The organism is Nonomuraea sp. NPDC050536, assembly GCF_044457685.1.
In the GTDB taxonomy this organism is placed as follows: Bacteria; Actinomycetota; Actinomycetes; order Streptosporangiales; family Streptosporangiaceae; genus Nonomuraea.
Genome location: NZ_JBITHD010000005.1, coordinates 513,247 through 539,245, shown reverse-complemented (window position 1 = coordinate 539,245; position 25,999 = coordinate 513,247). Strand labels below are relative to the sequence as shown.

Sequence of the window (25,999 nt, the reverse complement as noted above, 5' to 3'; positions counted from 1 at the left end):
CGGCTAAGCATGATGCCCGATGTGCCTGAGTCGTCCGCTTGGGAGCGTGATGGGCATGATGAACCGCTCGATGACGCTCATGATGGCCGCCACGGTCAGCGGGATGCTCGGCTTCTACCTGCTGTTCTCCACGGTCCCGCTCTATGCCGCCGCGGGCGGCGCGGGTGGGTTCGGCGCCGGGCTCGCCACCGGCGCGATGATGCTGTCGACCGTACTGCTCGAACTGGCCGTGCCGTGGCTGCTGGCGCGTTACGGCTACCGCGCCGCGCTGGCGCTCGGGCTGGTGCTGCTGGGCGTGCCCGCGCTGGTGCTGCCGCTGTCGTCGGCGCTGCCGGTGGTGCTCGCGGTGAGCCTGCTGCGCGGCGGCGGGCTCGGCATCCTGGTCGTCACCGGCACCGCCCTCACCGCGGAGCTGGTCCCCGCCGAACGGCGCGGCGAGGGCCTGGGCGTGTACGGCGTGGCGGTCGGGATCCCGTCGGTGATGGGCCTGCCGCTGGGGCTGTGGGCGGCCGGGGCGCTCGGGTTCACCCCGGTGTTCCTGGTGGCGGCGCTGGTGCCGCTGGCCGGGCTGGTGGCGGTGCCCATGCTGCCCGCGCTGAAGGCGCGTCCCCAGGCCTCGTCGTCGTCCGAGCACGTGTCAGGGCTGGCGCGGCCCATACTGATCTTCGCCTCGGTCACCGTGGCCACCGGCGTGCTGGTGACGTTCCTGCCGCTGGCCGTGTCGCCGTCGCTGGCCTCCGTGGCGCTGCTGGTCCAGTCGATCTGCACGCCCGCGGCCCGTTGGTGGGCGGGGCGGTTCGGCGACAGGCACGGTTCTGCCAGGCTGCTGCTGCCAGGGTTGGCACTCGGTGCCGCCGGGATGGCCCTGCAGGTGTGGCCGGGCGGCGTGATCGCCGGGATGGTGCTGTTCGGCATCGGGTTCGGGCTGCTGCAGAACGCCACGCTCGCGGTGATGTTCGAGCGCGGCGCGGTCGGCCGGGTGAGCGCGCTGTGGAACCTGGCCTACGACGCGGGGATGGGCGTGGGAGCGGTCGGGTTCGGCTTCCTGGTGGGGGCGACCGGGTACGGGCTGGGGTTCGTCCTGGTCGCGCTCGTCATGGTGGCCGCGCTGCCCCTGGTTCACCGGGTCAGCTCGACCCCCACGGTGATCTCGTCGCCCAGCTTGTAGCCCTCCAGCAGGTCCAGCTCGTCGCCGCTCCAGAACCTGCCCGGGTCGTACCAGTTCGGGCGGCGGCCGGCGGGCAGCAGGCCCATCGCCTCGTAGGTCACGGCCACCACCTCGGCGCAGTAGGCGCTCTCCAGCGTGCGGTCGCGCAACCTCCTGCGCAGCTGCGGCACCCTGCCTCTGGCCCAGCGCGCCGCCAGCCGCGCGGTCGACGGGAACGGCGTGCCGTCCAGCCTGGCCACGGTCCTGAGCGCGGCGTCCTCCATCTCCGTGGTGGCGGTGGGCTCCAGCTGGCGCAGCCAGGCCCGCTGGCCGTAGCGGTCGGCCCAGACGGTCACGGCGTCGCGCAGGTCGTGCAGCTGCACGCCCCGGTGGTGGGTGCCCGACCACAGGTCGAGCAGCGACTTGCCGAGCTCGGCGTGCCACATCATGGGCGGCATGTCCTCGACCACGACGGCCATGCCCACGTGGTTGACGGGACTGTTGGTCATCGTCTGGATCGCCCGGTCGGGAACGGACCGCCCGCGGAACACCCAAAGGTCGCCCGTTCTGGTCAGCTCGACCGCCTCATCGAGAGTCAGCACACCGCTAGCCTAAGCAGATGCGACGCTGGTGGAAGATTCTCGGGCTCGCCGGAGTGGCAGGGGTCGCCGCTACGGGAGTGGCCATCGCACGGGCCGAGCGCCGGCGGCGCGCCTACACCCCCGACGAGATCCGGGTACGGCTGCGCGGCCGCGTCGAGCCTCAGCCCGAGGGCCGCAGTTCGTAGACGAACACCACGTCCGGGTAGGCCGGGTTGTCGTCGTAGCCCTGGATGCCGCCCAGGTAGGCGCGCTGGTAGTTGACGACCCACGGCAGCGCGGCGACCGAACGCTCGTCCAGCAGCCGCGTGGTCAGCCGTGCGAAGGCGCGCTGCTCCGCCTCCTTGTCGGTCACGGCGAGACCGGGCAGCGAGTCGATGAGGCCGTCGGTGCCGGAATCCCTGAGATACGTCAGGTTGAACACCACCGGGTTCGCGCTGCGGAAGACGTTGACGAACCAGGAGAAGCCATCGGCGTAGTCGGGCCACCAGTACATGACGAAGATGTCCTGGCCGCGCTTCTTGCCCAGCTCCCACTGCGCGTTCCAGGGCATCGCCCGGTAGTCGAGGGTGACGTTGAGCGGCTTGAGCGCCATCTCCAGCCGGGTGGCGAGCAGGCGCTCGTCGGTGTCGCCCTCCGCGTAGGTGAGCGTGAGCCGCAGCGGTTTGCCGCCAGGGCCGTAACCCGCCCGCCGCAGCAGCTCCGTCGCGCCCGCCAGGTCCTGCTTCAGCGCCCGTTCGGGCACGTATCCCGGCAATCCTTCCGGCACGATGCCGCTGGCCGGAGACGCGGCGCCGTGCAGCGCCTTGATCAGGCCCTCGTAGTCGACGGCCTTCTGGACGGCTCGCCGGACCCGCAGGTCCCGCATCGGGCCGGAGGCGGTGTTGAAGAGCATCATCATGGTCTGGAACGACGCGCGCTGCGAGGTGCGCACGCCCGGCGTGGCCGCGGCCCTGGCGTACAGGCGCGGATTGAGCCGGTGCACGAAGCTGGCTTCGCCGCGCAGCAGCAGGCGCCAGGCCCGGTCGGGGTCGGGGACGACGCGGTACTTGACGGTCTGGTAGTGCGGCTGGTCCCAGCCGCCCCAGTAGTCGTCGAAGGCCTTCAGCGTGAGCTCGTCCTCCTTGCCCTTCCGCCAGCTCGCGACGGTGTAGGGCCCTGACCCGGCGTCCCTGCCCTGGGCGAACCACTTCTTCAGGTCGGGGGCGGCATGGGTGTCGTAGACATAGCCGGCGTAGGAGGAAGAGGCCGCCACGTCCAGGGGGACCGGGTACTTCAGCGTGAAGCTCACGGTGAGCGGGTCGTCGACGCGGATGCCGGAGACCGCGTCCCAGATGTAGTAGGCGCCCTGCCTGAGCTTCATGGTCCGCTCGATCGCCGCCTTCACCGCGGTGGCGTCGACGGGCCTGCCCGTGTGGAAGGTCACGCCGGAACGCAGCGTGAACGTCCACGTCTTACCGTCGGCCGAGGAGTGCCAGGACGTGGCCAGGCGGGGGGCGGCCCGCTTGGTCACCGGGTTCCAGACCGTCAGCGTCTCGTAGACGTTCTGCATGGCGATGATCTCGTTGGAGAACGAGCTGCCGGGATCCCAGTCCGTGATGACGTCGAGGTTCTCGACGTAGACGAAGGTGGACTCGCCCGCAGGGGCCTGCCGTACCCCTGAGGTGGGGGGTGCCGTCGCGCAGGCGGCGACGAGCAGCAGGAGCGCGGCGACCGCGGCGAGACGACGGCGCAACGCATCTCCCTCTGTAACCGGATGTATGGCGAAACCTACTCCAAGATCGTAACTGTGAGCCCAAAAGTCCCGAAAAATAGGGAAATTCGGAGATCGACTTGCTATTCTCATTCCCTGTCCCGTCCGGGGTTGCCAGCAGGGGACCGACCGGAATGAGGTGCCATGGCCCGCAGCCGAACAATCCGATTGAAGATCATCGGACTGTTGCTGGTGCCTTTGGCCTCCATGGTCGTCCTGTGGGGGATCATCACCGCGGTCACCGCCTCGGAGAGCCTCCAGCTGCGCCAGTACAAGACGCTCTGGACGAACCTCCGTCTTCCCGCCTACAAGGTGATCAACGAGCTCCAGCGCGAGCGGCTCGACTCGGCCCGCCTGCTGCGGACCGGCGCCCAGGGCGTCAAGGCGGCCACGATCGAGCAGCGCACCCGCACGGACGCCGCGGTCGAGGAGTTCCGCCAGAAGTCCGGCCTGACCAGGGACATCTCCGAAGACATCCGCGGGCAGGTGGACACGACGCTCACGCAGCTGAACAGGCTCGACGTGATCAGGGGCGAGGTCGACGCCGCCGTCTCCAACCGGATGCAGATGGTCGACTCCTACAACCGGATCACCGACGCGCTGTTCGGCCTGCACCGGCGGGTCGCCTTCATCGACGACATCCCGATCTACGAGCAGTCGCGCGTGGTGATCGACACCGGCTACGCCAAGGAGCTGCTGACCAGGGAGCAGGCCGTCGCGGCCGGACCCACGACCGAGGCCGAGCGCAACTACTTCACCCAGATGGTCGGCAACCGGCGCTTCCTGATCGACCAGGCGCTGAGCGAGCTGGACCCGAACCTGCGTGACACGCAGGTGGCGTTGATCACCTCCCCCGCCTATCAGCGGATGCGCGTGATGGAGGACCAGATCATCGCCGGCGGCACGCCGCGCTCCTGGCTGCGCGCCTCCGCCACGATGGTCAACTCCTTCGACTCGGCGCAGATGCAGGCCAGCTCGCTGCTGTCGGTGCGGGCCGAACCGGTCGCCGACTCGGTGCTGAACCGGGCGTTCCTGCTGGCCGGCGCCTGCTTCCTGCTGGTCATCGTGTCGATCGCGTTCTCGCTGCGGATGGGCACGCGCCTGTCGAAGGAGCTGGGCGCGCTACGGCAGGCCGCGCTCGAGGTGGCCCAGGAGCGGCTGCCGCAGGTCGTGGCCAAGCTGCGCCAGGGCGAGAAGGTGGAGGTGCCCGAGCTGTCGGTGCCGACCACCACCGCCGAGATCGACGACGTGGGCCAGGCCTTCTCCACCGTCCAGCAGACGGCCGTCGAGGCCGCCGTCGGGCAGGCACAGCTGCGTGACGGTGTCGGCCACGTCTTCCGCAACCTGGCCAGGCGCAGCCAGACGCTGCTGCACCGCCAGCGGATCCAGCTGGAGGGCATGCAGCACCGCACGACCGACCCGCACGCCCTGGACGACCTGTTCCGCCTTGACCACCTGACCACCCGGATGCGCAGGCACGCGGAGGGCCTGATCATCCTGTCCGGGGCCACCCCCGGCCGCGGCTGGAGCAAGCCGGTCCCCCTGCTCGACGTGGCGCGCGGAGCCGCCGCCGAGGTCGAGGACTACCAGCGGGTCACTGTCGAGCCGATGCCCGGGCAGCGCCTGGCGGGGCCGGTCGTCGGCGACGTGATCCACCTGATCGCCGAGCTCATCGAGAACGCCACCGTCTACTCTCCGCCGCACACGCCTGTCTCGGTGCGCGGCGAGGTGGCGGCCCGCGGCTTCGCCATCGAGGTCGAGGACCGCGGACTCGGGATGACCAAAGAGGAGCTGGCCGACTTCAACGCGCGGCTGGTCAGCCCGCCGGAGTTCGACCTGGCCGACAGCGACAGGCTCGGCCTCTTCGTCGTCTCCCGCCTTGCCGCCAGGCACGACATCCGCGTGACGTTGCGCGGTTCACCATATGGAGGGACCACCGCCATCGTGCTGATCCCGGCAGAACACGTGAGCGACCCGCCGAGGGAGTCGGACGGGCACGCCAAGGACCCCGGTGCTCGTCATGTGCGGGTGGTGCCCGGTGAGTGACGAGTACAAGAACGAACGCTGGCTCGACGAGGACGCGGGCCCCATCGTCCCCGCGTACCTGCTGACCCGTGGCCGGACCATCCCCGCCAGCGAGGCCATCGACCTGATCGCGGTGATCATCACCGCGGGCGGGCTGGCACCGCCCGTCGGGCTCGGGCCCGAGCACCTGATCATCCTGCAGAAGTGCACGAAGCCGACCCGGCTCGTCGACGTGGCGGCGGAGCTCAACCTGCCCATCGGCGTGGTGCGCGTGCTGGTCGGCGACCTGCACGCGCAGAAGCTGGTCCAGGTGGAGCTGCCGCCGCCCGCGCCGGACGCCAGCGTGCTGCTCGAGGTGATCAGCGGCCTGAAGGCACTGTGACGGGCTCCCTGCCGGCGGCCCGCCTGTTCAGCATCCCGGACAGGCCCGCCGCCAGGGCGCTCAGCAGCGACCCCAGGGCCGCAACGGCGAACACCCACACGTAGCCGCCCTCTCCCGGCACGGCCGAGACGATGGCCGCCAGGGCCGTGCCGGCCGCACTGCCGCCCACGATCCGCACCAGCGCGTTGATCCCGGCCGCGGCCGCGGTCCTGTCGGCGGCCACGTGCTCGACCGCCATCGTGCCCAGCGCCGAGTAGCCCAGCCCGAGCCCGAGTCCCAGCAGCGACGAGCCGATGTAGATGTCGGCAGGGCGGACGTGCTCCAGCGCCAGCCACAGCGCGCCGAGCGCCACCACCACCGAGCCGGCCGCCACCACGAACGAGGCCGAGTACCTGGCCACCACCCGCCCGATGAACAGCGAGAGCACCAGCATGAACAGCGTGGTCGGCAGCAGGTAGACGCCCACCTGCAGGGTGGAGGCGCCCATGTCGGCCTGGGCGTAGTTGGAGATCGCCGTCATGCAGAGGAAGAAGGAGAAGCCGATCAGGGCCGAGGCCAGGGTCGCGCCGACCGAGCGCCTGTCGGTCAGCATCGACAGCTGCACCAGCGGCTCGGCCGTCCGCCGCTCCACCAGCACCCACGCCACCGCCAGCAGCACGGCGCCGGCGAAGGCCCCGATCGTCGCGGCGGACGTCCAGCCCCAGACCCTGCCCTGGCTGATGCCCAGGAGCAGCAGCACCAGCCACCCGGTCAGGAGCGCCGCCCCTGCCAGGTCGGGGCGCCCCTGCGCGGGCGCTCGGCCGTCATGGACGAAGATCAGCACGAAGGCGCCGGCCACCACGGTGATCGCGGCCGTCACCCAGAACACGCCGTGCCAGTCGCCCACCACTCCGGCCAGGATCATGCCGAACCCGCTGCCGAAGCCCATCGTGGCGCTCAGCACCCCGACACCTGTCGCCAGCTGGTTGCGCGGCAGCACGTCCCTGACCAGCCCCACGGCCAGCGGGAACAGCGCCGCCACGAACCCCTGCAAGACCCTGCCCGCCATCAGCCACGCGTACGAGGGCGCCCAGGCGGCCACCACGGACCCGGCCACGAGCAGGACGAGCGCGGTCACGATCATGCGCTGCCTGCCGTACATGTCGCCGAAGCGGGACATCAGCGGGGCGGCCACGGCGCTGACGAGCAGGCTGATCGTCAACGTCCACGTGGCGGCGGGCAGCGAGATGTCGAGATCCTTCTGGAGGACGGGCAGCAGCGGAACGACGGCCGTGTTCTGCAAGGCCGCGATCGAGGCGGCCAAGGACAGTGCCACCACCCCCGGCCAAGGACTTCTCGCCATGACGACTCCTTAGGTAACTTAGGTAAGTAACAGGCGAGATATTACATACCTAGGTTAGGTAAGCAAATAGATGGACGGGCGGCTCACGAGCACGGTGGCGGTATTCCGCCAGCTCATCGCCACTCTCAGGCGCGAAAAAATGGCAGGCGGGCTCGGCAGGGCGGCGGGCATGCCGCTCGACCAGCCCGACGTGCAGGTGCTGGTCTACCTCCTCGACGCCGGCGAGCCCCGCAGGGTCGGCGCGATCGCCGAGGGCCTGCAGGTCGCCGGCCCGCACGTGACCAGGCACGTGGCGGCCCTCGAGGGCCGGGGACTGCTGGAGCGTGTGCGCGACCCCGACGACGGGCGCGCGTGGCAGATCGCCCTCACCTCCGAGGGCGACAGGCTCGCCCGGCAGTGCGTGGAGTTCACCACCGGCTGGTTCGGCACGGCCATGGCGGACTGGCCCGAGTCCGACCGCGACGAGCTGCTCCGGCTGCTGACCAAGCTCTACACCGACGTGACCGAGCACATCCAGCGGCGCCAGGTCAACTGACCAGCACGTCCTCCGCGCGGTGGCAGGCCACCCGCCGGCCGTCGAGCTCTCTCGGCTCGGGCGCCCGCTCGCACTCCGGTACGGCCAGCACGCACCTGAGCCGGAACGCGCACCCCGTCGCGGCCGGTCTAGCCTCGGTCTTTCCCGAGGCCGCCGGAGGCTGCCCGCCCAACCTGGGCACCGCGTCGCGCAGCGCCCGGGTGTAGGGGTGGGCGGGGGTCTCCAGGATCTGCTTGGTGAGGCCCGACTCGACGACCCGCCCCGCGAACATCACGTGCGAGGTGCGGCACAGGCGGTCCACCACGGCCAGGTTGTGCGTGATGAGCAGCCGTCCCGTGTCGAGACCTGCCAGCAGGTCGAGAATCCTGGCCTGCACGGTGACGTCGAGCGCGCTGGTGGGCTCGTCGAGGATGAGCAGGCTCGGGTCGACCGCCAGGGCCCTGGCGATGACCACGCGCTGGCGCTGGCCGCCCGACAGCTGGTGCGGCTTCCTGGAGGCGAGCTCGGGGTCCAGGCCGACCTGGGTGAGCAGCTCGGCCACGCTTCCGCCGGCCGGGTTGAGCGCCAGTCCCTCGCCGATCGAGGCGGAGACGCGCATGCGCGGGTCCAGGGATTCCGCCTGGAACACGGGCTGGACGTCCCTCCGAAAGGCCCGCATGTCCACATTTTTCAGGTCTTGCTCGCCGTACCAGATATTTCCGGACATGGGGCGGAGGAGGCCGAGGAACGCCCGGGCGAGCGTGGTCTTGCCCGAGCCGCTCTCCCCGATCAGCCCCACACCGCCCTCGACGATGTCCAGGGTGACATCGTGGACGACCGGCGTCCTGCCGTACCCGATGGTGACCCGCTCGGCTCGCAGGCTCGTCACGGCAGGGCCTCCAGCAGCTCGCGGGTGTAGGGATGGGCGGGGTCGGCCAGCACCTCGGAGGCGGGACCCGTCTCGACGACCTCGCCGTCCTTCATGACCAGCACCCGGTCGGCGATCGTGGACACCAGCGCCAGGTCGTGCGAGACCAGCAGCAGCGCCAGGTCCCGCTCCTCGCGCAGGCGGCGCAGCACGCCCACCACCTCGGCCTGCACGGTCACGTCCAGCGCGCTGGTGGGTTCGTCGGCCAGGATCACCTCCGCGCCGAGCGCGATGGCCAGCGCGATCGCGAAACGCTGCGCCTGGCCGCCGGAGACCTCGTGCGGGTAGCGCCGCAGGATCGCCGGATCGAGCAGGACCGCCTCGACGGCCTCGCCCATGACCCGGTCGTCCGATGCCACGCCGTGCAGCTTCAACGCCCGCCTCATCAGTGTGCCCAGGCGGGTCGTCGGGCTGAGCGCGGCCTGGGGCGACTGCATCACCAGGGCCACCCGGGCGCCGCGCAGCTCCCTGAGCCGTTTCGCGGGCGCCGTCAGCACGTCGACCCCGCAAACCCGGATATTTCCGGAAACCTCCGCGCCTTCGGTCAGGCCGAGCAGCGACAGCAGCGTCGTCGACTTCCCCGAGCCGCTCTCCCCCACGATCGCCACGCACTCCCCCGCGCCCACCTCGAGGGCCGGGACGCGGGCCACCGTACGCCCGCCGTAGGAGACCCTGAGGTCCCGCACCGAGATCACTTGACCGCCCTTCGGGGGTCGAGGGCGTTGCGCAGCCCCTCGCCCAGCACGTTGAAGGCGAAGGCCGTCACCAGGATGGCCAGGCCGGGGAAGGCCACCACCCACCAGTCCGTGGTGAACAACGACTGGCCCTGCTCCACCATCAGCCCCCACTCGGCCGTCGGCTCCTGCGCGCCCAGCCCCAGGTAGGACAGGGCGGCCGCGGTGAGGATCACGCCGCCCGCGTCCAGCGAGACCTGCACCAGCACCGGCGTGAGCGAGTTCGGCAGCACGTGCCGCAGGATGATCTTGGGGGCGGGCACGCCCAGGCAGCGCGCGGCGTCGACGTAGCTACGCGTGGAGATCGAGGCCGCCATCGACGCCCCGAGCCGGGCGTACCAGGGCCACCAGGTCACCGCGATGGCCAGGATGATCGTGGTCACGCTCGGCTCCAGCACCACGGCCAGCGCCAGCGACAGCAGCAGCGCGGGGAAGGCCAGGAACACGTCCGTCACCCGCATGATCACATCGCGCACCCAGCCGCCCACGTACCCGGCCACCATGCCCAGCGTCACGCCCACCAGGGAGGCCGTCACCAGCACGGCCACGGCGATGAACAGCGAGGTCCGCCCGCCGTACAGCACCCGGGTGAAGACGTCGCGGCCGACCTGGTCGGTGCCGAACCAGTGCGCGCCGCCCGGGGCGAGGAGGCTGTCGACCGGCTTCACCTCGTCGACCGGGTAGGGCGCGATCAGCGGCGCGAACACCGCCGCCAGTACCACCAGCACGATCAGCACCGCGCCGACCGCGGCGAACCTGTCGGGGATCCTCGGCAGGGTACGGCGAAGCTGTACGGTCACCGGGCCCTCGCTCTCGGATCGACCACCCCTTGCAGCAGGTCGACCACCAGGTTGGCCAGCACGTACACCAGCGCGACCAGCAGCGTCACGCCCGCGATGGCCGGGGTGTCCAGCGACCGGATCGACTCGGCGGCGTATCGCCCGAGCCCCGGCCAGTTGAACACCGCCTCGACCAGGAACCCGTTGACGATGGCGTAGGCGAAGACGAGCGCGATCAGCGACAGCACCGGGTTCAGCGCGGGCCGCAGCGCGAAGCGGGTCAGGATGGACGTCTCGCCGAACCCCAGTGCCCGCTCCAGCCGCGCATGGTCCTGCCCGGACTCCTCGATCAGCGCCGCCCTGGTCATCTGCGCGACCACACCCGCCGGGTAGGCGGCCACGACCAGCGCGGGCAGCACCAGGTGCTGCAGCGTGCTGGTGAAGATCGGCCAGTTGCCGGTGATGAGCGCGTCGACGACCGTGATGTTGGTCCACAGCGTGAGCGGGCTCGAGGTGTCCAGCGACGAGTCGTACTCACCCGCCACCGGGAACCAGCGCAGGTTGCTGGCGAAGACCGTCTGCAGCGTCAGCGCCAGCCAGAACACCGGCACGGACACCGCCAGCATCGACGTCATCCGCACCCCGAAGTCCGGCAGGCGCGTCCGGAATCGGGCGGCCAGCACCCCGGCCGGGATGCCCAGCACGACCGCGATCACCAGCGCCGAGCCGACCAGCTCCAGCGAGGCGGGGAAGGCCAGGTAGAGGTCGTCCAGCACGGGCTGGCGGGTGTGCAGGCTGGTCCCCCAGTCGCCGCCGGCCAGGTCGCGCACGTAGTTCCACAGCTGGACGGGGATCGGCTCGTCCAGCCCGAACCGCTCGCGCGCCGCGGCCAGCTGCTCCGGCGAGGCCTTCGGCCCGGCGAAGGCCACCGCGGGATCGCCGGGCACCAGCCGCATGATGACGAAGGTGAGCACCACCACGCCGGCCACCACCAGGAGCGCCTGGAGCAGCCGGCGGGTCAGGTGACGCAGCATGGGTCAGCCGGCGGACTTGAGGTCGTAGAAGAAGACCACGTTGGGATAGGCCGGGTTGTCCGCATAGCCCTGCACCTTGGCCGACAGCGCCCGCTGGTAGGTCTGCACGTACGGCACGGCCACCGCGGCCTGCTCGTCGATGATCTTCTTCTGCAGGTCCGAGTAGGACATCTCGGCCTTGGTCCTGTCGGTGGCCGTCAGCTGCGGAAGCGCGTCGATCTCCTGGTCGATGCCGGCGTCCTTGAGGTAGGACAGGTTGAACTGCGGCTTGTCCGCGCTCCTGAACACGTTGAGGAACCAGGAGTAGGCGTCGGCGTAGTCCGGGTACCAGTACATGACGAAGATGTCCTGGCCCTGCTTCTTGCCCAGGTCCCACTGCGCGTTCCAGGCCATGGGCTTGGCCTGCAGCTCCACGTTGAGCCTCTTGAGCTGCTCGCTGAGCAGCGTGACCAGCAGCTTCTGGTCGTCGTCGCCCTGGGCGTAGGTCATCTTCAGCTTCAGCTGCGGCAGGTCGGGGCCGAAGCCGGCATCGGCGAGCAGTTGCTGCGCCTTGGCCAGGTCCTGCTTGGGCTCGAGCCCGGGAGCGTAGCCGAGCAGGCCCTCCGGGACGAGCCCGCTGGCCTTGGTACCGGCGCCCTTGAGAGCCGCGTTCAGCCCGTCGTAGTCGATGGCGGCCTGCAGCGCCTGCCGTACCTTGACGTCCTTGGTCGGGCCGGAGGCGGTGTTGAACAGCAGCAGCAGGTTCTGGAACGAGGGCGTCTGCGAGGTCTGCACGCCCGCCGTGGTGCCCGCCTGGGCGAACAGCTGCGGGTTGAGCCGCTCGACGAAGCTGACCTCGCCGCGCTGGAGGAGCTGCCAGGCCGTGGTGATCTCCGGGGTCACCCGGAAGGCGACCTTCTTGTACTGCTCCGGCTTCCAGCCGCCCCAGTAACCGTCGAAGCCCTTCAGCGTGAGCTCGGTCTCCTTGCCCTTCTGCCAGGTGTCGATCGTGTACGGGCCGGTGCCGCCGTCCTTCTTGCCGTCCTTGTCCACGCCGTCGGGGTCGTAGATGTAGGCGGCGTAGCCGGAGGAGGCGATCAGGTCCATCGGCGCCGCGTACTTGAGCGTGAACTTCAGCGTCTGCGGGTCCGGCGTGTCGATCGTCTTGACGGCGCCCCAGATGTAGGCGGCGCCGGAGTTGGCCTTGATCGTCCGCTCGATGGCCTTCTTGGCGATCGTCGAGTCCAGCGCGACGCCGGTGTGGAACTTCACGCCCTGGCGCAGCTTGAACGTCCACTCCTTGCCGTCGGCCGAGGAGGTCCACTCGGTGGCCAGGCGCGGCTCAGGCTTCTGGATCTGGGCGTTGTACCTGGTCAGGCCCTCGTAGATGTTCTCCATCGCGATGATCTCGTTGGAGTACGAGGTCGCCGGGTCCCAGTCGGTGACCACGTCGAGGTTGGGCGCGTAGACGAACGTGGCGTCGTTGGCGCTCGCGCTCGTGCTGGTGCTGTTCGTGGGCTTGGGAGTGCCGCCCGCGCCGCGCACCTGGCCGCCCGCGCACGCGGATGCGGTCAAGGCCACGGCACCGGCCACCCCGGCGACGAGCAGACGCTTGTGCCAGCGCATGTGGGGGGATCCTTTCGAGTTGTCACCGGGCGAGAGGTCCGGCGGCTTTGACGTGTACCCGAACTGCGGGCTCGGAGAGGTAGCTGAGCGGCACCTCCAGCAGGTCGACGATCTCGACCTTCTCCGGATCCGCGCCCGCCGCCACGGCCCGGGCCGCCGCCTCCTCCTTGGCCCTTTCGATCGCTTTTGATCGGGTTTCGCCCGCAGGCAAGATCGTATCGACTCTGCCACTCGCCAGCGCGATGGCCGCGCCGACGGCGTTGGCGACTTCGGCGTGCTCGGGGCGGATCACACCACTCACGCCGGGGATCTCGCCGGGCAGCAGGAACGCGCCGCCACCCACCGCGACCAGCGGTCGGTCAGTCCTGCCGAGCGCGACCCTGTCGACGGCGTCGATCACCATGTCGTCGGCGAGGGCTACCGCCCTTTCCAGAGTGTCGCGGATTCCTTCCGATATGTCGGGCACATTCCATGCGCTGGTACGGCCGGCGTACGCGGCGGCGTCGGTCATCGTGGGAGTCGTGCCCCCGAACACGAGCGCCCGATCGACGATCTCGTAGCCGACGGAGTCGGGTCCGATCCCCCGCGGCCTGACGACGGTGCCGCCGCCGAGCGCGATCGCCAGGATGTCCGGCATGCGGAAGTTGGTGAGCACGCCGCCGATCTCCACGGCCGCGGCAGACTCGCGCGGGAAGCCGCCGGTCAGCACGCCCAGGTCGGTGGAGGTGCCGCCGACGTCGGCCACGATGGCCTCGCGCACGCCCGACAGGTAGGCCGCGCCCCGCAGCGAGTTGGCGGGTCCCGAGCCGATCGTGGAGACGGGCAGCTTCCTGGCGTGCTCCAGCGTCATCAGCGTGCCGTCGTTCTGAGCCAGGTACGGCACGGCCGGCAGCCCCCGCTCGGCCAGCGCGCCGACCAGCGCCTCGGTCACCTGGGTGGCCACGCCGTACAGGGCGGCGTTGAGCACGGTGGCGTTCTCGCGCTCCAGCAGGCCGAGCGAGCCGATCTCGTGGCTGAGGCTGACCGATAGGCCGTACTCGCTCTTGACCAGGTCGGCGACGGTGAGCTCGTGCTCGGTGTTGGCCGGGCTGAAGACGCTGGTGACGGCGACGGCCTCGGCATCCGTTCTGTCGAGAAAACTCCGGATCTCGTCGAGGTCGGGGGCGTTGATCGGGCGGCCGTCCACGTAGTGCCCGCCACGGACGATCACCTCCCCCGCCGACACCGTCGCACGCAGGTCACCGGGCCAGTCCGACAACGGCGGCACCGAGGTGGTGGCGGGGGCACCGAGCCTGATGACCGCCACCCGGCCGAGGTTGCGCCGCTCCAGGATGGCGTTCGTGGCGTGAGTGGTGCCCAGCATCACCCGGGTGACCCGATCGATCGGGATCTCCCGGATCACCGCGTCGAGCGCCTGTTCGAGGCCCTCGGTGACGTCCGGCGTCGTGGGACGCTTGGCCTTGGCCAGCACCCGGTCGGCGTCGTCGAGGACGACCGCGTCGGTGTTGGTCCCGCCGACGTCGATCCCGATCCTCATGCAAGCTCCTCGATCGGCACGTAGTCCAGGTCGTAGCCGAAGGCTCGCGGGCCGGCCGTCTCCAGGCCCTCGGGCGTGCGCCACAGAGGGTCGCAGGGCCAGGCCAGCACGCTCACCCGCTGGCCGTACCGCAGGCCCTCGGTCTGTACGGCCGTGGCCGCCTCGGTGTCCACCACGGTGATCAGGTCGGGCACCATGGCCCTGACGCGGTCGTCCTCGACGGCCACCAGGTTCTCGTTCTGCAGCTCCAGGGTCAGCGTGCGGCCCTTGTCGGCGCCGGTGCCCTCGATCCTGGCGGTGCCCCTGACGAAGCCGCCGGTGGTACGGCGCTCGACGTCGGTGAGCTTGCCGGTGATCAGCCTGGTGGCGTTCAGCGTCCTCCGCAGGCCCTCGAGCGGCTCGCGGGTGTGCTCGGTGGAGCGGCCGACGGTCAGGGCACGGGTGACCGTACCCTCGATGACCGCGCCGCGCGCCTGGGCGGCGGTCAGGACGTAGTCGGCCATCAGCGCGCTCGACCCCATCGCCACGCACACCGCCCGGGCGATGCGTTCCGACCACAGGCCGTCTATCGGGCGGATCGTCGTGACGTTCCCCGCCACGTCCGACATGATCACCAGGTCGGCGGGCAGCCCCGCGACGTACATCGAGACCATCTGGACCTCGGGAAAGGCCCTGCCCATGCCGTCGGCGTCGAGCAGCGGCAGGCCGAGCTGGGCGGCCCAGGCCACGGGGGCGACGCCGTTGGAGCCGCCGATCTCGGACGACATGACCGCGGAGGGGCGACGGCCGAAGATCCGCTCGATCTCCTCGGCGATGCGCAGCGGCTCGTCCTCGCTGTGGATCATCTCGTGGCTGACCGTGGGCGCCCCGATGCCCGACAGCGGCACCACCAGGGCGTCGTCGTCCAGGTCCGCCAGCTCGATCAGCGGCACAGGGCCATGGATATCGATCGCCCGCACGGCCGCCAGCGCGCCGGCTCGGACGTCACCGCCTCCGCCGGTGCCTAATACCGCACAACCTCGGGCAAGCGCGGAAATATCGTCTCTTGTCATCTCCATATGGCGTCACAACCAAGCACAAGCCACCTCATTCCGCTAGCCCGGCAATTGTTGTGGACCCGACTTATCCCCGTGAACTGCCGTTTCTCTGTGTCGAGCGGGTGTGCGTTGCGATGCTTGGAGCCCATGTCCGACGCTCTGGAGGCGTTCCGCCGCGTTTCGGCGCTCGCCGCGGAACATCGTGCCGACCTCGACGCCGCCACCCTCCTCATGTCCGCGCACGCCTGGGTCGGCGGCGGCGCGCCGCACTTCGCCGCCTCCCTCGCCACGCAGCGCGGCTCCGTCCAGTCGGCGCTGGCCGTCGCGCTGTCCTGTCTCGCGCGCGAGGCGGTACGGCAGGGCGACCCGGCACCCGCGTTGCCCGACCCGGCCGCCCCCGTCGCGAGCGCTCCAGCGATGTCGCGCGGCGTCGAGGCCGGAGCGGTGGCCGATCTGGTCGCCGCGCTCGAGGCCGCCGCGCCGCGGCTGTCCCACGTGGGCGCCCGGGTGTGCGGCGAGCTGGCCGCGCTGTCGCTGCCCGCCTCACCCGGCTGGACGATCTCCCGGGCCGGCCAGTGGGCGGCCACCCAGGCTCCCGATCTCCGGCGGCGGCTGGCGAAGCTGCGGGCCGCCTGGATTCCCGCCGACGTGGTGGCCTTCGACCTGTTCGGCGCCTATGCCGCGCCCGGCGATCCCGACGTGCTGCTCGCCAGGGTGGCGCGCGGGGACGCGGGATCGCTGGAGCAGTTGCTCGGCATGCGCGACGCGGCGCTGCCCGCCCGGGTCAACGGGTGGTGGCGCGGGTTGCCCTCCGCCGTGCGTCAGCGGTTGCCGTCCATGCCGGGGTTCGGGGCACTGAACGGGCTGCCCTCGGCGGTGCGCGATCAGGCGAACCGGGCCTTCCACGTGGTGGAGCTTCCCGTGCTCGTGCTCGGCTTCTCCGAGCGCCTGGTCGTCTCCTGGGGCGATCCGGACACGGCCGACGTCACGATCACCTATGTGCCTGGGTCGGACGATCTCGCGCGAGCGCGGCTGCTGTGGGAGCGGACGCGGGCGGTCGCCGGGTCCCGTACCGTCGCCTCGGTCGCCTGGCTCGGCCGTACCTCGGGCGTCGGCTCCGTCGAAGGCGACGCCCAGGAGCTGGCGGCCTTCACCGACGCGCTGGCGGTCGTCCGATCGGCGGGACGGCATGTCATCCTCGGGCATGGGCCGGGCTGCCCGGTCGTGGCCAGGGCGGCGTTGCTGCGGCCGGGGAAGCTCGCCGACGACCTCGTCTTCGTCGGCGGATCCCAGGGCACCGCCCCCGGTCACTGGGTCCCGCACTCCGCCTCCCTGCGCGACCTCGGACGCATCATCATCGGCGACCGCCAGGTGCCCGTCGAGCCGTTCTGACCGCCCCTGGCCTCCACCGTGGGAGGCATGCGGATTTCCGTGGCGGCTGACAGCCTGGACGGCGTGGCCGAGCAGGTGGCGGTCGAGGCTAGCAAGGATGCGGCGAATCGTGCCAATATCGAGCACATTGTGAGGCTTTAAAGTTTCCAGTTAATCCGGTAGGTCTTACCGGATGGCGCTGACTCGTATAACGGCCTACCCGCTGGGCACCATGGGCGTTTCCGCCTTCGTCCTATGGCAACTGCTCGAGAAGATGCCGGATGGCGATCCCGACGAGATCCGAGAGGCCGCCAGGGTGTGGCGCCGGATCGCCGACAGGATCGACCAGAGCGGCCACGACATGGGCATCGTGGCCACGGACATGCTCAAGGACAACAACGCGACGGGCTTCGCGAGTTACTGGAAGGAGAACTTCGCGCCGTTCCCCCCGCACGCGTCGGCCTACATCCGCCGCCTGGCCAAGGCTCTGGACGACTATGCCGAGCTGCTGTGGCACACCCAGAAGACGATCATCGAGATGGCCATCATCTCCTGGCTGGAGATGATGATGTTCATGGCCTGGCCGGAGATCGGCGGGCCCATCAAGTGGGCCGCGGAGCGGCTCAAGAAGAGGGCCAAGGCGAAGCTGCTGAAGAAGATCCTCGAGCGCTACGCCGTGTCGATAGTCGGCAGCGCCTTCTTCGCCGTCGCCGACCAGGTCATCGTGGACGGCGTGAAGCTGGCCTCCGGCGAGGACCTGGACTCGTGGGGCGACCAGTTCAAGAGGACGGCCAAGAACTTCGCCGCCTGCATGGTGTTCTACGGCGTGGACCAGGAGAAGCTGAAATTCCTCACTAAGGTGCTGCCGAAGAGTGAGCAGTGGAACAAGTACGGGGAGTTCCTGCTCGGCTCGGTCGCGTTCACCTTCGCGGGGAACCTGGAGGACCACCCCGGCGACATCACCCATCCCTGGGACCTGCTGCCGACGTGGCAGCAGATGATCAGCAAGTTCGTCGTAGGAGCCGGTCAGCGCGGCAAGGGCTGGAGCCGCCCCTGACCGGCTCGTTTCACGACAGGCCGTCGAGGAAGCGGCCCGCCTGGTCCACGTAGGGGGCCATCGCCTCAGACATGCGTTCCGTCACCTTGGCCGTCACGTCGGTGGCGGCCAGGGTGGCCGCCTCGACGATCGCCTCCGCCAGCGCGTCCGCGCCCATCCGTAGCGCCCGCGGGTCCAGCCGCAACCCCGCCAGCGCCCCGTTGGGCAGCGCCTCCGCCCGCACCTGCCCGCCCGCCGCCTCGCCGTGCCCGCGGATGGCGGCGACCTCTTCCTGCAGGTCGTCCAGCGGCCTCACCTCGTCGCGGAACTCGTCCAGCAGCCGCCCGAACTCTCCCTCGAAGTCCATCCCACTCCTTCACCTTGGCATGGTTTACCGCTAGGTAATGTAGGTATTTAGAATGTCATGGTGCCGTCTCCCGCGGAGAATTCGGGCCCGTTGTCGGGGACCTTCGGCAGTGCGGTCATGGTCGACCAGTTCGCCAGGTCGACACTCACCGTCATCAGGCGCAGCCGCTCGGTGATCCCCTTGTAGGCGTCCTCGATCGCGTGCACGAAGGACTTCGCGTTCTTCTCGGCCTTCCCGTACCCCTCCTTGAACCTCTGCCCGGTCTCGTCGCTGCCGACGATGTCGCCGAGGCGCTCCAGCACGTGGAACAGGGCGTCGGCATCGGCGGTGAAATGCATATTTTCCAGGTCGAAGTGCTTGGCGGCATCGGTCAGGACACTGTTGATCTGTCTGAGTTCCTCGTCATCCCTCGGCGCCATCGGGACCCCCTCCGGGTCGTTCCTCCCAAATGGGAGGTTTGTCAGCTTAGAGCGTTGTATATCGCTAATCTCTTACATTGACCATCGTCACTTGTGAACAACACGTCACACGACTTGTCCGATCGGTTTCCGCACTCGAGTCGGCCGAGGGAAATCGTCGGCGGCGCCGTCTATGGTTCTCGACATGAACGACGTGGTCCTGCGCGGCGGCACCCCGTGGGGGCTCGGCGCGCCCGCTGACATCCTCGTCCGCGACGGCCTGATCGCCCGCGTCGAAGCCGGCGTCGACGCCCCCGGCGCGCGCGAGATCGACCTCTCGGGCGACCTCGTGCTGCCCGGCCTCGTCGAGGCTCACTGCCACCTCGACAAGACGCTGTACGGCGGGCCGTGGGTGCCCCACTCCGCCGACGACACGCTGGCCGGCCGTATCGGCAACGACCTGCGACGCCGTGGCGAGCTCGGCGTGCCCAGCGTCGAGCGGATCTCCGCGCTGCTGGAGACCATGACCCGATTCGGCACTACCCACGTCCGCACGCACACCGACATCGACCCCGAGGTGGGGCTGCGCGGTGTGGAGGCGGTCCGCGAGGCGGCCTCGCGCTCGCCCGCCGACGTGCGGCAGGTGGCCTTCCCGCAGCACGGCGTGCTGATCAACCCGGGCACGGCCGAGCTGCTCGAGGAGGCGCTCAAGAGCGGCGTCGAGGCGATCGGCGGGCTCGACCCGGCCGGCATCGACCGTGACCCCGTGCGCCACCTCGACCTGATCTTCGGCCTCGCGGAGCGCTACGGCGCCCACGTCGACATCCACCTGCACGACGGCGGATCGCTGGGCGTGTGGGAGCTCGAGCTCATCATCGAACGCACCCGCGTCCTCGGCCTGGGCGGCCGCGTGACGGTCAGCCACGCCTACGCCCTCGACGACGCCGCTGCCGCCCGGCTGGCGGACGGCCTCGCCGAGGCGGGCGTCGCGCTGGCGACTGCGGCCGTCTACAGCTTCCCCGTGCCGCCGGTCAAACGGCTGCGGGCGGCGGGCGTGACGATCGCCTGCGGCCACGACGGCATCCGCGACCTCTGGGGCCCCTACGGCACGGGCGACATGCTCGAGCGGGCGATGCACCTGGCCTACCGCAGCACGTTCCGTCGCGACGAGGACATCGAGCTGGCCCTGGAAGCCGCCACCTACGGCGGCGCCCGCGCCCTCGGTCTCACCGACTACGGCCTCACCCCCGGCAACCCGGCCGACCTCGTCGCCATCCCCGCCACCACCCCTGCCCAGGCCGTGGTCACCCACCCACCCCGCACTCTCGTCATGAAAAACGGCATCCCCCTCCCCTCAACCCCCTGACCCTCATGCCCAGCCGGTTCGGTCTGGCGCACGGCGCGGCGCTACGAACTGGGCGGTTGGCGGGCCGTACGCTCGCTGGGCCGGACAGCGCGACCTGGTGAGGTCGGGTCGTGAGTGGCGGCGGGGTCCTGCACAATTGACCGGCGGGGACCATCGAAAGGCAGGCAAGTGCTCTCTATTCACCAGCGGATCGCGGAAGAGCTGGGCGTGCGCGAGGGGCAGGTGGGAGCGGCCGTCGAGCTGCTCGACGGCGGCGCCACCGTGCCCTTCATCGCCCGATACCGCAAGGAGGCCACCGATGCGCTCGACGACGTGCAGCTGCGCACGCTCGAGGAGCGCCTGCGCTATCTGCGCGAGCTCGAAGAGCGCAGGGCGGCGATCCTGGAGTCGATCGAGTCGCAGGGCAAGCTCGACGACGAGCTGCGCGCGCAGATCATGGCGGCCGAGACCAAGGCCCGCCTCGAAGACATCTACCTGCCCTACAAGCCCAAGCGGCGCACCAAGGCGCAGATCGCCCGCGAGCTCGGCCTGGAGCCGCTGGCCGACCAGCTGCTGGCCGACCCGGCGCTCGACCCGGTCGCCACGGCCGAGGGGTTCGTCGTCGAGGGCGTGGCCGACGCCGGCGCGGCGCTGGAGGGCGCCAGGGCGATCCTGATCGAGCGCTTCGCCGAGGACGCCGACCTCATCGGCGGCCTGCGCGAGCAGCTGTGGAACCGCGGGCAGCTCGTGTCGAAGGTGCGCGAGGGCAAGGAGGAGGCGGGGGCCAAGTTCTCCGACTACTTCGAGTTCGGCGAGCCGTTCACCAAGCTGCCGTCCCACCGCATCCTGGCGATGTTCCGCGGCGAGAAGGAGGAGATCCTCTCCGTCTCGCTTGAGCCCGACGACAGCCCCGATTACGAGATGCGCATCGCCTCCCGGTTCGGCGTCGCCGACCTGGGGCGCCCGGCCGACAAGTGGCTGAACGAGACCGTGCGGTGGGCCTGGCGCACCCGCATCCTCGTCCACCTCGGCCTCGACCTGCGGATGCAGCTGTGGCAGGCGGCCGAGGACGAGGCGGTCAGGGTCTTCGCCACCAACCTGCGCGACCTCCTGCTCGCCGCTCCGGCGGGCACCAGGGCGACCATGGGTCTCGACCCCGGCCTGCGCACGGGTGTGAAGGTGGCCGTGGTCGACGCCACGGGCAAGGTCGTCGAGACCAGCACGATCTATCCGCACGAGCCGAAGCGGCAGTGGGACCAGTCGCTCGCCGTGCTGGGGGCGCTAGCGCAGCGGCACGGGGTGGAGCTGATCGCCATCGGCAACGGCACCGCCTCGCGCGAGACCGACAAGCTGGCCGGTGAGCTGGTCAAGCACATGCCGTCGGTCACGAAGATCGTGGTGTCGGAGGCGGGCGCCTCGGTCTACTCCGCCTCGCCGTACGCCTCGCAGGAGTTGCCCGAGCTGGACGTGTCGCTGCGCGGGGCGGTGTCGATCGCGCGCAGGCTGCAGGATCCGCTGGCAGAGCTGGTCAAGATCGACCCCAAGTCGATCGGTGTCGGGCAGTACCAGCACGACCTGGCCGAGACCAAGCTGTCCCGCTCGCTCGACGCGGTGGTCGAGGACTGCGTGAACGCGGTCGGCGTCGACGTCAACACGGCCTCCGCGCCGCTGCTGACCCGCGTGTCGGGCATCGGCTCGACACTGGCCGAGAGCATCGTGCGGCACCGCGACACCAACGGCCCCTTCCGTACGAGGAGCGCGCTGAAGGATGTGGCGCGGCTGGGCCCCAAGGCGTTCGAGCAGTGCGCGGGCTTCCTGCGCATCCCCGGCGGCGACGACCCGCTGGACGCCTCCAGTGTGCACCCCGAGGCGTACCCGGTGGTGCGGCGCATCCTGAGCTCGGTCGGCGCGGACATCAAGGTGCTGATCGGCAACACGGCGACGCTGCGGTCGATCAAGCCCGATCAGTTCACGGACGACACCTTCGGGCTGCCCACGGTCACGGACATCCTGCGCGAGCTGGAGAAGCCCGGGCGTGACCCGCGTCCCGCGTTCCGGACGGCGACGTTCAAGGAGGGCGTGGAGAAGATCTCGGACCTGGAGTCCGGCATGATCCTCGAGGGCGTGGTCACCAACGTGGCCGCGTTCGGCGCCTTCATCGACATCGGGGTGCACCAGGACGGGTTGGTCCACGTCTCCGCCATGTCCAGGAACTTCGTCAAGGACCCCCGCGATGTCGTCAAGTCCGGCGACATCGTGCGGGTCAAGGTCCTGGACGTCGACATCCCCCGCAAGCGCATCTCCCTGACCCTCCGCCTCGAGGACGAGACCGAGGCGCGCGGCGAGGGCCGCCCCCGCGGTGGCGGCGCCGAGTCCGGCGGACGGGGTGCCGAGTCCGGCGGACGGGGTGCCGGGGCTCGTGACCGCCGGGACGGCGCGCAGGGTCGCGGCAACGGCGGGCCGGGCGGACGCGCCGGCGACGGGCAGCGCGGCCGGGGCGACAGCGCTCGGGGCGACAGCGCTCGGGGCGACAGCGGCCGGGGCGACGGCGGCCGGGCAGCACGCGCGGACGACGGGCAGCGCGGACGGGGCGATCAGCGAGGCGATGGCGGTCGCGGGCGTGACGGCGGGCGGCGCGATGGCCAGGGCGGCCGCAGCGGAGAACGTCGTGACGGCCAGGGCAGCCGGGGCGGAGACCGTCGTGACGGCGGACGCCGGTCGGCTCCCATGGGCGGCGCCATGGCCGAGGCGCTGCGCAAGGCGGGGCTCACCGACGACTCGTGAACCTCGACGATCTCGGGTCCCGGGTTCTCGCACCCGGGTCCCGGGGTAGCGTCGGAGCGTGAGTAGTGAAGTGGTGGGCACGGCGATCACGCAGGCGCGCGACCTGCTCAGGTGGCGTTCCCCGTTGCGGACCGAGCTGTGGGCGTCCCGCCTGACCACGACGTGGGGTCAGGACGACGGCGAGGACTTCGTCGAGCGGCTGGAGCAGGCCGGCAGGCCCGAGAGCAGGCTGGCGCTCGCGGCGCTGGCCGCCGTCGAGGCCATCCCGAGCCGCGAGGACCCGGACGTGCCTGACTGGGCGCTGCGGATGGGGCGGGTCGGGTGCGAGGGCGCCTGGTACGGCAAGGCCGACCCGTACGGCGAGCAGGTCCTGGGCGCGCTGGCCTTCCGCTACGCGAACGGCAAGGAGCCGCACGTCCTCGTCGTGGGCATCGACCAGGTCCACGGCGGCCTGGCGGTGGACGCCGTGGTGGAGGAGCCGAAGTTCCTCGACGATCTGAACCTGGAGCCCGCCTCGCCCGCCACGGTGGCGGCCAGGATCCTGGAGGCGTTCCGGCGGACGGACAGCGTTCTGGGGGCCGAGGTGGCCGAGACCTTGCCCGCCGTACGGCATCTGGCGCTCGCGCGGGCGCGCTCTGTCCCGGCTGACGGCGCCAGAGATGATGACATTTCAGGGTTCGTGCCGCCCGAGGTGCCGGGAGCGCGGGAGGCGTTCGAGGCGCTGAAGGAGTTCCTGGGGGATCGTCCGTTGTGGTGGAGTCCCGATCGGGTCAGCCGGTTCCTGACGTCGTGGCTGCCGCGGGAGGTGATCCTGAGCGACGCGGCGATCGCCGCGATGCCGGAGGTGCTGCGCGCCTGGACGGGCGACAGCCCCGAGATCCTGCGCCGGATCGACGCCGACGCCACCAGGCTGCCCGAGCTGATGGCCGACGAATCCCTCGCCGGACTCCGCAAGCGCCTGACTCAGCAGCAGAGGTAGGGACCGAACGGTCCGGCAGGACGGCTATGCTGCGCAGTGGCATGTGTCGCGGCCCGGATCGGGCGTTCAAGGGAGATCTGCAGGATGTACAAGGAGTTCGCTGTCGAGGCCGTGGTGTGGATCGTCCCGGTCGCTGTGCTCATCGGCCTCGCCCTGATGATCACGGCGTAACGAGAGCACGAGGACGAGAGGCCGGGTGCGGCCGACCCCCTGGGCAGTGGATCAGCGGTAGTACTTGTAGTACACCGACACGGCGGCGTAGGGGCGCCACTGGCTCAGTTCACCGGCCTCCCACCGGTCCCAGTATCTGGCGAGCTTGGCGGTGTGCACCGTGCAGGAGGCATTCCGCACGCGATGCGCGCGAAGACTGCCGACCCAGCCGCTGCAGCGACCCATCTTGTGCCCGTTCACGTAGAGCGTCGCGCGGAGGTTCATGCTGAAGAGGTTCTTGCCGGAGATGTTGGAGATACGCACCTTGATCCGGCAGGTGCTCGGGCACCGGTTTTTGTAGATCTTGGTGCGAATGTAGCCCCGCTGCGCCTCGGCCACGGCGGCCGCTTTGACCGTACCGGCCTGAGCGGGTGCCGGCGCCACGAACGCGATGGACGTGGCCGCCGAGGCGATCGCGAGCGTGCTGACTAAACGGTTGACCATGCTGCCCCCAGTGCGCAGAACAGCCGCTTCCCCCTGTGAAAGCGGCACTTCCGATTTACCATCAGGAAAGCGACAAGGTCAACAATCTGCGTACGGCTAGTGGGAGTACGGCTCCTCGTTGAGCTCGGCGATGGCCAGCTCGGCGGTGGTGCGGATGTCGAAGAACTTGTCCAGCGCGGTGATCGCGAACAGGTGCTTGCACCGGCCGTTCAGCCCGGACAGCAGCAGCCGCCCGCCCGAGGCGGTCACCGCCTTGTGCAGATACACCAGCACGGACAGGCCGGAGGAGTCGCAGACGCTGACCGCCTGCATGTCGATCACGAGTAGTGGGGGCTGGGTCAGGTCAAGGGCCTTCGTGACGCGGTCGCGCACCTCGGCCGCCGAGCCGAAGTCGAAGTCCCCCGTCAGCCTCGCGATGACGCACGGACCCTGGAGACCGAGACTTATCGACAAGGCTTGCTCCGAAGTCACCCAGCTCCACCTACCCGCGTCGCGCGTTTGATCCCACCACTTTACGAGAAGTAGCGTCTCGGGTTGAACACCAGCATCCGGTCAATCTGCTCAGCGGTCACACCCGACTCCCTGAGGGCGGGAAGGACGTCGTCGTGGATGTGATCGTAGCGCCAGTTCGGCGCCGTCGCCCCGACCGCGTCGTCCCAGGCGCCGCCGAAGTAGTCCATGAAGCAGGCGGCGTCGTGGCTGAGCACCATCCGATCGGCGTAGCCACGCTCACATAGTGCGGCGATCGTCGCCACGCGCTGGGCGGTCGGGTTGTAGAGGTCGAGCCCGAAACGGTCCATGCCGAGGATGGCGCCGGTGTCGGCCAGCCGCATCAGGTAGTCCAGGTCGTTGCTGTCGCCCGCGTGCCCGATGACGACCTTGGTCAGATCCACGCCCTCCTTGGCGAACAGGTCCAGCGCGATCACGCCGCTCTGCGTGAAGGAGTTCGTGTGCACGGTGATCGGCGCGCCGGTGCGCACGTGGGCCTGCGCCACGGCCCGGCAGATCCGCTCGACGCCGGCGGTCAGGCCGTTCTGCTCGACCACGCACTTGAGGAAGGCCGCCTTGACCCCGGTGTCGGCGATGCCGACGGTGAGGTCGCGCACGAAGTCCTCGGCCATCGGCTCGGGCATGTCCAAGACCAGGCCGGGGCCGCGGTGCTCGTACTGGTGCGGGAGCTCGTCGTAGCTGTAGATGCCGGTGGCGGGGATGATGTGCAGATCGGGCACCTCGGCAGCGATGCGCTGGATGCGCGGGATGTACCGTCCGAGCCCCCACACCGTCGGATCGACGATCGTCCTGACGCCCTTGGCGGCCACGGCGTTGAGCTTCCTGATCGCGTCGGCGACCCGGAACTCCTCGTCCCACCAGGCGCCCCGGCCATAGTTCTCCAGGTGCTCAGTGGCCACGACGAACACGTGCTCGTGCATCAGCGTCTGGCCCAGCGCTTCGACATCGACGGGACCGCGAATGGTGCTGACGGTGGGCATAGTCGCCTCCCATACCGGCTGGTCGGTTTGCGCCAACGTACCTCGCCCCCCACCAGAAGAACATCCGTGCGGCTTCTCTTGTGGAAAGACCTTGCTCGTGTACGGCAAGCCGCCCCACCCGCCACCCGCCGCAAGTAGCGCGCCACCGCCCTCGGCGAC

The 25,999-nt window shown here is 70.2% G+C and carries 25 protein-coding genes; 10 read left to right on the top strand and 15 right to left on the bottom strand.

Translation table 11 applies throughout. The features are described 5' to 3' along the window. The first annotated feature begins 55 nt into the window (after positions 1–55). Positions 56–1,168 carry an MFS transporter gene (locus ACIBHX_RS18540; protein ID WP_397068313.1) on the top strand — a complete coding sequence of 371 codons (1,113 nt, stop codon included), beginning with the start codon at positions 56–58 and terminating at the stop codon, positions 1,166–1,168. Here the strand turns inward: ACIBHX_RS18540 and ACIBHX_RS18535 are convergent. Further along, the gene (locus tag ACIBHX_RS18535) at positions 1,120–1,746 is read right to left on the bottom strand and encodes a hypothetical protein (protein WP_397068340.1); all 627 of its coding nucleotides are present in this window, start codon (positions 1,744–1,746) and stop codon (positions 1,120–1,122) included. The two genes, ACIBHX_RS18540 and ACIBHX_RS18535, sit on opposite strands and share 49 nt — an antisense overlap. Positions 1,747–1,766: 20 nt before the next feature. Between ACIBHX_RS18535 and ACIBHX_RS18530 the strand changes: the two genes are divergently transcribed. Further along, the gene (locus ACIBHX_RS18530; RefSeq protein ID WP_397068312.1) at positions 1,767–1,934 is read left to right on the top strand and encodes a hypothetical protein; all 168 of its coding nucleotides are present in this window, start codon (positions 1,767–1,769) and stop codon (positions 1,932–1,934) included. Here the strand turns inward: ACIBHX_RS18530 and ACIBHX_RS18525 are convergent. Further along, positions 1,910–3,481 (bottom strand): ABC transporter substrate-binding protein, encoded by a 1,572-nt coding sequence (locus ACIBHX_RS18525; protein WP_397068311.1) that lies wholly within the window; start codon positions 3,479–3,481, stop codon positions 1,910–1,912. The two genes, ACIBHX_RS18530 and ACIBHX_RS18525, sit on opposite strands and share 25 nt — an antisense overlap. A 210-nt stretch (positions 3,482–3,691) precedes the next feature. On the opposite strand from ACIBHX_RS18525, the gene ACIBHX_RS18520 reads away from it, so the two are divergent. Continuing rightward, the gene (locus tag ACIBHX_RS18520) at positions 3,692–5,545 is read left to right on the top strand and encodes a nitrate- and nitrite sensing domain-containing protein (RefSeq protein WP_397068339.1); all 1,854 of its coding nucleotides are present in this window, start codon (positions 3,692–3,694) and stop codon (positions 5,543–5,545) included. Beyond that, the gene (locus ACIBHX_RS18515; protein WP_397068310.1) at positions 5,538–5,906 is read left to right on the top strand and encodes a DUF742 domain-containing protein; all 369 of its coding nucleotides are present in this window, start codon (positions 5,538–5,540) and stop codon (positions 5,904–5,906) included. Before ACIBHX_RS18520 ends, ACIBHX_RS18515 begins: the two co-directional genes overlap by 8 nt. On the opposite strand, the gene ACIBHX_RS18510 is transcribed toward ACIBHX_RS18515, so the two are convergent. Beyond that, positions 5,884–7,248, bottom strand: a complete 1,365-nt coding sequence (locus tag ACIBHX_RS18510; RefSeq protein ID WP_397068309.1) for an MFS transporter — start codon at positions 7,246–7,248, stop codon at positions 5,884–5,886. The two genes, ACIBHX_RS18515 and ACIBHX_RS18510, sit on opposite strands and share 23 nt — an antisense overlap. A 70-nt stretch (positions 7,249–7,318) precedes the next feature. Here ACIBHX_RS18510 and ACIBHX_RS18505 point away from each other — a divergent pair, with 70 nt between their 5' ends. Beyond that, on the top strand, positions 7,319–7,783 hold the full coding sequence (locus ACIBHX_RS18505) for a MarR family winged helix-turn-helix transcriptional regulator (RefSeq protein ID WP_397068308.1): 465 nt from the start codon (positions 7,319–7,321) through the stop codon (positions 7,781–7,783). Here the strand turns inward: ACIBHX_RS18505 and ACIBHX_RS18500 are convergent. Genes ACIBHX_RS18500 through ACIBHX_RS18470 form a run of 7 tightly spaced genes read right to left on the bottom strand, consistent with a single transcriptional unit; the run spans position 7,776 to position 15,431 of the window. Beyond that, the gene (locus tag ACIBHX_RS18500; protein ID WP_397068307.1) at positions 7,776–8,651 is read right to left on the bottom strand and encodes an ABC transporter ATP-binding protein; all 876 of its coding nucleotides are present in this window, start codon (positions 8,649–8,651) and stop codon (positions 7,776–7,778) included. The genes ACIBHX_RS18505 and ACIBHX_RS18500 overlap by 8 nt on opposite strands. After that, positions 8,648–9,385 carry an ATP-binding cassette domain-containing protein gene (locus ACIBHX_RS18495; protein ID WP_397068306.1) on the bottom strand — a complete coding sequence of 246 codons (738 nt, stop codon included), beginning with the start codon at positions 9,383–9,385 and terminating at the stop codon, positions 8,648–8,650. Before ACIBHX_RS18495 ends, ACIBHX_RS18500 begins: the two co-directional genes overlap by 4 nt. After that, positions 9,382–10,224 (bottom strand): ABC transporter permease, encoded by an 843-nt coding sequence (locus tag ACIBHX_RS18490; protein ID WP_397068305.1) that lies wholly within the window; start codon positions 10,222–10,224, stop codon positions 9,382–9,384. The genes ACIBHX_RS18495 and ACIBHX_RS18490 overlap by 4 nt, the downstream gene beginning before the upstream one ends. Next, a complete protein-coding gene (locus ACIBHX_RS18485; protein ID WP_397068304.1) occupies positions 10,221–11,237 on the bottom strand; it encodes an ABC transporter permease in 1,017 nt (338 codons plus the stop codon). The genes ACIBHX_RS18490 and ACIBHX_RS18485 overlap by 4 nt, the downstream gene beginning before the upstream one ends. Before the next feature lie 3 nt (positions 11,238–11,240). Beyond that, positions 11,241–12,842, bottom strand: a complete 1,602-nt coding sequence (locus ACIBHX_RS18480; RefSeq protein WP_397068303.1) for an ABC transporter substrate-binding protein — start codon at positions 12,840–12,842, stop codon at positions 11,241–11,243. A gap of 22 nt (positions 12,843–12,864) precedes the next feature. Beyond that, positions 12,865–14,379 (bottom strand): hydantoinase/oxoprolinase N-terminal domain-containing protein, encoded by a 1,515-nt coding sequence (locus ACIBHX_RS18475; RefSeq protein WP_397068302.1) that lies wholly within the window; start codon positions 14,377–14,379, stop codon positions 12,865–12,867. Then, on the bottom strand, positions 14,376–15,431 hold the full coding sequence (locus ACIBHX_RS18470; RefSeq protein ID WP_397068301.1) for a DUF917 domain-containing protein: 1,056 nt from the start codon (positions 15,429–15,431) through the stop codon (positions 14,376–14,378). Before ACIBHX_RS18470 ends, ACIBHX_RS18475 begins: the two co-directional genes overlap by 4 nt. 132 nt (positions 15,432–15,563) lie before the next feature. Here ACIBHX_RS18470 and ACIBHX_RS18465 point away from each other — a divergent pair, with 132 nt between their 5' ends. Together ACIBHX_RS18465 and ACIBHX_RS18460 are read left to right on the top strand one after the other, a co-directional pair. Beyond that, the gene (locus ACIBHX_RS18465) at positions 15,564–16,808 is read left to right on the top strand and encodes a hypothetical protein (protein WP_397068300.1); all 1,245 of its coding nucleotides are present in this window, start codon (positions 15,564–15,566) and stop codon (positions 16,806–16,808) included. A gap of 172 nt (positions 16,809–16,980) precedes the next feature. Further along, entirely contained in the window at positions 16,981–17,844 is an 864-nt protein-coding gene (locus tag ACIBHX_RS18460) for a hypothetical protein (RefSeq protein WP_397068299.1), read from the top strand. 10 nt (positions 17,845–17,854) lie between these two features. Here the strand turns inward: ACIBHX_RS18460 and ACIBHX_RS18455 are convergent, their stop codons facing one another. Together ACIBHX_RS18455 and ACIBHX_RS18450 are read right to left on the bottom strand one after the other, a co-directional pair. Next, on the bottom strand, positions 17,855–18,190 hold the full coding sequence (locus ACIBHX_RS18455; RefSeq protein WP_397068298.1) for a YbaB/EbfC family nucleoid-associated protein: 336 nt from the start codon (positions 18,188–18,190) through the stop codon (positions 17,855–17,857). A 47-nt stretch (positions 18,191–18,237) separates the two neighbouring features. Further along, positions 18,238–18,609 carry a hypothetical protein gene (locus ACIBHX_RS18450; RefSeq protein WP_397068297.1) on the bottom strand — a complete coding sequence of 124 codons (372 nt, stop codon included), beginning with the start codon at positions 18,607–18,609 and terminating at the stop codon, positions 18,238–18,240. 184 nt (positions 18,610–18,793) lie between these two features. On the opposite strand from ACIBHX_RS18450, the gene ACIBHX_RS18445 reads away from it, so the two are divergent. From ACIBHX_RS18445 to ACIBHX_RS18435, 3 genes are all read left to right on the top strand, one after another. Then, positions 18,794–19,954 carry an amidohydrolase gene (locus ACIBHX_RS18445; protein WP_397068296.1) on the top strand — a complete coding sequence of 387 codons (1,161 nt, stop codon included), beginning with the start codon at positions 18,794–18,796 and terminating at the stop codon, positions 19,952–19,954. A 168-nt stretch (positions 19,955–20,122) separates the two neighbouring features. After that, positions 20,123–22,717 (top strand): Tex family protein, encoded by a 2,595-nt coding sequence (locus ACIBHX_RS18440; protein WP_397068295.1) that lies wholly within the window; start codon positions 20,123–20,125, stop codon positions 22,715–22,717. Between the two features lie 58 nt (positions 22,718–22,775). Beyond that, positions 22,776–23,696: a hypothetical protein gene (locus tag ACIBHX_RS18435; protein ID WP_397068294.1), complete on the top strand. Its 921-nt coding sequence runs from the start codon at positions 22,776–22,778 to the stop codon at positions 23,694–23,696. A gap of 222 nt (positions 23,697–23,918) precedes the next feature. Here the strand turns inward: ACIBHX_RS18435 and ACIBHX_RS18430 are convergent, their stop codons facing one another. The 3 genes from ACIBHX_RS18430 to ACIBHX_RS18420 all read right to left on the bottom strand — a co-directional run bounded on the left by ACIBHX_RS18430 (position 23,919) and on the right by ACIBHX_RS18420 (position 25,840). Beyond that, the gene (locus ACIBHX_RS18430) at positions 23,919–24,350 is read right to left on the bottom strand and encodes a hypothetical protein (RefSeq protein WP_397068293.1); all 432 of its coding nucleotides are present in this window, start codon (positions 24,348–24,350) and stop codon (positions 23,919–23,921) included. A gap of 96 nt (positions 24,351–24,446) precedes the next feature. Next, complete coding sequence (locus tag ACIBHX_RS18425) at positions 24,447–24,821, bottom strand: STAS domain-containing protein (protein WP_214323117.1); 375 nt, start codon at positions 24,819–24,821, stop codon at positions 24,447–24,449. 41 nt (positions 24,822–24,862) lie between these two features. Then, entirely contained in the window at positions 24,863–25,840 is a 978-nt protein-coding gene (locus tag ACIBHX_RS18420; protein ID WP_397068292.1) for a phosphotriesterase, read from the bottom strand. Positions 25,841–25,999 lie beyond the last annotated feature (159 nt).